Origin of the sequence: Actinokineospora sp., from assembly GCF_050699995.1 — a bacterium.
Lineage (GTDB): Bacteria > Actinomycetota > Actinomycetes > Mycobacteriales > Pseudonocardiaceae > Actinokineospora.
The window spans coordinates 1-5342 of record NZ_JBOHGC010000008.1; the positions used below are offsets into that span (position 1 = coordinate 1).

Genomic DNA, 5342 nt, shown 5'->3' on the forward strand with positions numbered 1-5342 from the left:
GTCTTGACGACCTCGCCATTCTCGATTCGGTAGCCGTTCCTCGTCGCGTGCTCTGCTGTCGCCTCCACGCCGCGAACCAGTTCCCGCACGGACCGCTCGGTGTCATCGATGATCTTTACCGCAGCGGACAGTCGCGCGGCGAGTTCCTCCAGCGCTTGGCGACGCGCACGGAGGTCATTGTCGCCGGCTTCCGCCGCCTCCCCTGTCCACTCGACCGGCTTGGCACCGTCAAGCTCGTCCTGCAAGCCGACTACCAGTTTGTTCTGCGCGGCGAGATGGTCACCGACCTGCCCGATGACGTCGGGCTGCCACTGCCTGATTTCAGCCCACGTGGCCATCAGCGGCCTGCCGTCCGGCCGAAACCGTGCGCGGCAACATCGTCTCGCGCCTGGTAGTCATCGGAGGCCGTGGTCAGCGCGGTCGCGTAGGAGTCCATGCCCTCGGCCCACCTCGCGCGGGCGACCTCCCAGTGCGGGCCGAGCGCACCGGCGGTCCCGGCGGACTCCGTCCCCGGCAGAGCTGCGGCGAGTTCAGCCACCCTGCCCAACTCCAGCTTGCGCACGACATCCGCAGCCTGCTTCGCAGCATCGGCCGCAACGCGCAGCGCTCCAGGATCGACTTGAAACCCCGCCATCTTTCCCTCCCCCATCTCCGACCGAGAGTAGCAGCGACTCCGCAGGCTGTAACCGTGATAACAGGCGAGAGGGGCGATCGAACACGCCGAACAAGTAGTTTCAAGGACAGGCCGAGCCAGGGCCGTCCCCATCGAACATCACGAGCAAGCCGGGCAGGCCACAGCACTCCCGCGATGGGCGCTCATCCGCTGACCTCAGGACTTGGCGCGGGCCGGGTCGGCCATCGGCACGATGTGTTTCTCGCCGAGTCGGGTGACCACCGCCAGTGGCTTGCTCAGCACCGACACCAGTCGTGCGACGGCTGGGCGGCCCTGTTTGCGCAGCAGCAGCGGGCCGATCTTCCCCATGATCTCCGTCGCCGCGGGCAGTGGCCTGCCGAACAGGGTCAGTTCCGTGATCAGCCCGTTCTCGTCGAACCGGAGCAGCTGCGCCTCCTCCAGTTCCTCCCGCCCGCAGCGCCCATGAAAGAACAGCGCCCGGGTCTTGTCGTCGCCGACCTCGGTGTGGAACTTGATGTCGCTGATCACCGTGAACGCGGCGGTCATCATCGCCGACACGTGGTCGGGGCCGGTGAAGCGGAATCGGGCGGTCAGCGGCGAGATGACGGTGACTGTCGGGGCGAGCAGCGGCCGAACCGCGTTCGCGTCGGCGCTTTCGGCCGCCGCCCGCCAGGCTGCTGTGGTCTGGTCCGTGGTCATAACCGACGGTACCGAGTCAGCCCTCCACCGCGCGGGCGAACGACTGCAGCGTCAACGGCCAGCCGCGGTCGGAGTCGAAGGCGCCCCGGAGTTCTTCGCCGGCGTCGCCGTGGCGGTCGATGTGGCGGTGTTCGAGTTCGACGCGGGTGCTGTCCGGGCCCTCGGGGATGAACCGGACCTCGATCTCGCTGGCACGCGCGGTGTCCGGGTCGTACTTCCAGTCGCCCTGCAGCTGCCAGGTCAGGACGAACCGGTCGTGCGGGTCGTAGGCGAGCACCGATCCCCAGTCGCATTCGGCGCCGTCCTTGCCGATCTCGAACCAGCGGCCGCCGGACTTGGGCTCGATGACGACGTCGGCGAACTCGGTGTCGCCGATGTGGTGGTCGGCGGGCCACCAGGTGCCCATCTTCGTGGTGAACACGGTGAACGCACGCTCCTGCGTGGCCTTCACGGTGATCGACTTCTGGACGCGGATGCCGGTTCCCTGGGTCATGTCTCCTCCTCCTCGACAGCGGCCGCGAAGGCCGCCAATGCCTTGTCCCACAACTGGTCGAGATAGCCGCGCAGCGCCGCGACGCCCGCCGGGTCGACCCGGTAGCGCCTGCGGGTGCCCTCGGCGTGGTCGACGACCAGGCCCGCGTCCTTGAGCACCTTGAGGTGCTGCGACACGGCGGGCCTGCTCACCGGCAGCTCGGCCGCCAGCTCGCCCACCGCCCGCGGCCGTTCGACGAGCAGTTCGAACACCGCCCGCCGGGTCGGGTCGGTGAGCGCCGCGAAGGCTGCTTGGTAAGTCACCACGAACGGTAAGTTACGCCTTACCAAGTTGCCGGTCAACGGTTTCTTGGCCAATCCCTCGCCATTCCACAGGTTCCTCATACCCGCCGGCCCGACCTTGGAGCCATGAACCAGTACCCGCCGCTCTACACCCACCCCCAGCCGCCGCGTGGCCGCGTCAAGCGCGGCGCCGTCGCCCTGGTCGCCGCGTCCGTGCTGGGCGCGGGCGCCCTGGGCGGCGTGGCGGGCGCGCTGATCGGCTCCGACCAGCCGACGGCCCTGCACCCGACCGTCGCCCAGAACGCGTCAGTCAACACGCCCACCGACATCACCGACACCGTCGCCAAGGTGATGCCGAGCGTCGTGCAGGTCGGCACGCGGACCGCGAACGCGCAAGGCGTCGGGTCCGGCGTCATCCTCAGCGCCGACGGCCGCATCCTGACCAACAACCACGTCGTCGCGGGCGCCCGCGAGATCACGGTGACCTTCGCCGACGGCAAGACCGCGCAAGCCGAGGTGCTCGGCGCCGACCCGGGCGCGGATCTCGCGCTGCTGCAAGCCAAAGACGTCTCCGGGCTCACCCCGGCGACCCTCGGCGACTCCGGCGACCTGAAAGTCGGCGACGAGGTCATCGCGATCGGCTCGCCCGCCGGCCTACAAGGGACAGTCACGACCGGCATCGTGAGCGCCCTCGACCGTGACGTCTCGATCCCCAACCGCGGCTCGCGAGGCGCGTCGTACAAGGCGATCCAGACCGACGCGTCGATCAACCAGGGCAACTCCGGCGGCCCGCTGTTCGACACCGCGGGTCGGGTCATCGGGATCAACTCGGCGATCTACTCCCCCGTCTCCGGCGCCGACGGTTCGGCGGGGAGCGTGGGCATCGGGTTCAGCATCCCGGTCGACACCGTGAAGTCAGTGCTGTCCAAGATCGAGTGACCCCACACACCGGGCGGGCCACGTGGGCCGTGGCCCGCACGGTGCGTGTCCTACACGTTGCGCGGAAATCCGAGGTTGACGCCGCCGTGTGAGGGATCGAGCCACCGACTGGTGACCACTTTCGTCCTGGTGAAGAAGTGAATGCCGTCGGGGCCGTAAGCGTGGGTGTCGCCGAAGAGGGAGTCCTTCCAGCCGCCGAAGGAGTAGTAGCCCACCGGCACCGGGATCGGCACGTTCACGCCGACCATGCCGATCTCCACCTCGTGCTGGAACCGCCGGGCCGCGCCGCCGTCGTTGGTGAAGATCGCCGTCCCGTTGCCGTATGGGTTGGCGTTGACCATTCCGACAGCGTCCTCATAGGTCGGAACGCGGACCACGGACAGCACTGGACCGAAGATCTCGTCTTGGTAGAGCGCCATTCCCGGTTCGACATGGTCGAACAGTGTCGGGCCGAGCCAGAATCCCCCGGCTTCGCCGTCGATCTCATGCTCTCGACCGTCGACGACCAACTCGGCGCCTTCACCAGTTCCATTGTCCACATAGGACGTCACCTTGTCCCGATGGGCGGCGGTGACCAACGGACCCATCTCGCAGCCAGGGCGCTTTCCGTCGCCGACCTTCAGCTTCGCGATCCGGTCGCGGATGCGGCTTACCAGTTCGTCGCCCACTGGGTCGACGGCGACGACCACCGAGACGGCCATGCACCGCTCCCCGGCCGACCCGAAGCCCGCCGACACCGCCGCGTCCGCCGCGAGGTCGAGGTCGGAGTCGGGCAGCACGACCATGTGGTTCTTGGCCCCGCCCAACGCCTGCACGCGCTTCCCGTGCCGTGTCCCGGTTTCGTAGACGTAGCGGGCGATCGGGGTCGAGCCGACGAACGAGATCGCCCGCACGTCCCGGTGTTCGAGCAGGCCGTCGACCGCGACCTTGTCGCCGTGCAGCACGTTCAGCGCGCCGTCGGGCAGACCTGCCTCGGCGAACAGCTCGGCGATGAAGTTGGCCGCCGACGGGTCCTTCTCGCTCGGCTTGAGGACCACGGTGTTGCCGCACGCCAAGGCATTCGGCACGAACCACAGCGGCACCATCGCCGGGAAGTTGAACGGCGAGATCACCCCGACCACGCCCAGCGGCTGACGCAGCGAGTACACGTCGACCCTGGTCGAGACGTTCTCGCTGTGCCCGCCTTTGAGGAGGGTGGGCACCCCGCAGGCGAACTCGACCGCCTCCATCGCGCGCTGCACTTCGCCCGCCGCGTCGTCGGTCACCTTGCCGTGTTCGGCCGTGACCAGATCGACCAGCTCCCGCTTCCGGGCGTTGAGCAGCTCGCGAAATCCGAAGAGGACAGACGTCCGAGCCGCCAGCGAGGCGTCCCGCCACTCCACGGAGGCCGTGCGCGCCGCCGAGACGGCCGCCTCGATCTCCGTGGACCCCGCGAAGTCGACGTGGGCGGCGACCTGTCCGGTCGCCGGATCGAACACCTCGCCGAAGCGGTCGGTGTCACCCGACCACGGCTTGCCGTCGATCCAGTGGCTGATCCTGCGCATCAGCGCACACCGCCCGACACCGCGGCGATGGACTCCCCGAGCACATCGAGGGCTTCGTCGACTTCTTCCTCGGTCAGCGTCATGGGTGGCGCCAACCGGATGACATTGTTGTGCAGCCCGCCTTTGCCGACGAGCAGTCCACGCGCGCGGGTCTCCTCCAGCACCCGCACGGCGGCCATCGGGTTGGGGTCCTTCCCACCCGGCACCACCAACTCGATGCCGATCATCAGGCCCTTGCCGCGGACGTCGCCGACGACCGGGTTGTGCGCGGCGATGTCGTGCAGGCCCTCGGACAGGCGGATTCCGAGCTTGGCCGCGTTCGCCTGCAAGTCGTTGTCCAGGATGTAGTCCAGCACCGCGTTGGCGCCCGCGGTGGCGATCGGGTTGCCGCCGAAGGTGGAGATCGAGTTGGCCGTGAGGCCGTCCATAAGCTCGCCCCGGGCGACCACACCGCCGATCGCCATCCCGTTGCCGATGCCCTTGGCAAAGGTCAGCAGGTCGGGGGTGACGCCGTGCACCCCGTAGCCCCAGAAGTGCTCGCCAGTGCGCCCCCAGCCGGTCTGCACCTCGTCGGAGACGACGAGGATCCCGTACTCGTCGAGGACCTCCTTCATGGCCCCGAAGAACCCGTCCGGCGGCACCGCGAAGCCGCCCACGCCCTGGATCGGCTCGGCGATCAGGCAGGCCACGTCGCCGGCCGTGGTGGAGTCGATGACGTCGCGCAGGTCCCGCACGCAGGCGGCGGTGTAGTC

The 5342-nt window shown here is 68.8% G+C and carries 7 protein-coding genes and 1 pseudogene; 1 reads left to right on the forward strand and 7 read right to left on the reverse strand.

The window, feature by feature from the left end; all coding sequences use genetic code 11:
• From ACRDSQ_RS00480 to ACRDSQ_RS00500, 5 genes and pseudogenes are all read right to left on the reverse strand, one after another.
• Positions 1–338, reverse strand: a pseudogene (locus ACRDSQ_RS00480) (DUF6973 domain-containing protein); the annotation flags it as partial.
• The gene (locus ACRDSQ_RS00485) at positions 338–634 is read right to left on the reverse strand and encodes a hypothetical protein (RefSeq protein WP_431417781.1); all 297 of its coding nucleotides are present in this window, start codon (positions 632–634) and stop codon (positions 338–340) included. The pseudogene ACRDSQ_RS00480 and the gene ACRDSQ_RS00485, both read right to left, overlap by 1 nt.
• A gap of 195 nt (positions 635–829) precedes the next feature.
• Positions 830–1333 (reverse strand): nuclear transport factor 2 family protein, encoded by a 504-nt coding sequence (locus ACRDSQ_RS00490; protein WP_431417782.1) that lies wholly within the window; start codon positions 1331–1333, stop codon positions 830–832.
• Positions 1334–1349: 16 nt separating this feature from the next.
• On the reverse strand, positions 1350–1826 hold the full coding sequence (locus ACRDSQ_RS00495) for an SRPBCC family protein (protein WP_431417784.1): 477 nt from the start codon (positions 1824–1826) through the stop codon (positions 1350–1352).
• Entirely contained in the window at positions 1823–2131 is a 309-nt protein-coding gene (locus ACRDSQ_RS00500; protein ID WP_431417785.1) for an ArsR/SmtB family transcription factor, read from the reverse strand. Before ACRDSQ_RS00500 ends, ACRDSQ_RS00495 begins: the two co-directional genes overlap by 4 nt.
• 102 nt (positions 2132–2233) lie before the next feature.
• Here ACRDSQ_RS00500 and ACRDSQ_RS00505 point away from each other — a divergent pair, with 102 nt between their 5' ends.
• A complete protein-coding gene (locus ACRDSQ_RS00505) occupies positions 2234–3046 on the forward strand; it encodes a S1C family serine protease (protein WP_431417786.1) in 813 nt (270 codons plus the stop codon).
• Between the two features lie 50 nt (positions 3047–3096).
• Here ACRDSQ_RS00505 and ACRDSQ_RS00510 read toward each other — a convergent pair whose 3' ends face one another.
• Positions 3097–4590 carry a CoA-acylating methylmalonate-semialdehyde dehydrogenase gene (locus tag ACRDSQ_RS00510; RefSeq protein ID WP_431417788.1) on the reverse strand — a complete coding sequence of 498 codons (1494 nt, stop codon included), beginning with the start codon at positions 4588–4590 and terminating at the stop codon, positions 3097–3099.
• Positions 4590–5342, reverse strand: a 753-nt coding sequence (locus ACRDSQ_RS00515) for an aspartate aminotransferase family protein (RefSeq protein WP_431417790.1), incomplete at its 5' end; no start/stop codon positions are given. The genes ACRDSQ_RS00515 and ACRDSQ_RS00510, both read right to left, overlap by 1 nt.

Bases quoted from the DNA above. Each gene is read 5' to 3' on its own strand.
- ACRDSQ_RS00485 (WP_431417781.1), bottom strand. From the start codon at position 634: ATGGCGGGGTTTCAAGTCGATCCTGGAGCGCTGCGCGTTGCGGCCGAT.
- ACRDSQ_RS00490 (WP_431417782.1), bottom strand. From the start codon at position 1,333: ATGACCACGGACCAGACCACAGCAGCCTGGCGGGCGGCGGCCGAAAGC.
- ACRDSQ_RS00495 (WP_431417784.1), bottom strand. From the start codon at position 1,826: ATGACCCAGGGAACCGGCATCCGCGTCCAGAAGTCGATCACCGTGAAG.
- ACRDSQ_RS00505 (WP_431417786.1), top strand. From the start codon at position 2,234: ATGAACCAGTACCCGCCGCTCTACACCCACCCCCAGCCGCCGCGTGGC.
- ACRDSQ_RS00510 (WP_431417788.1), bottom strand. From the start codon at position 4,590: ATGCGCAGGATCAGCCACTGGATCGACGGCAAGCCGTGGTCGGGTGAC.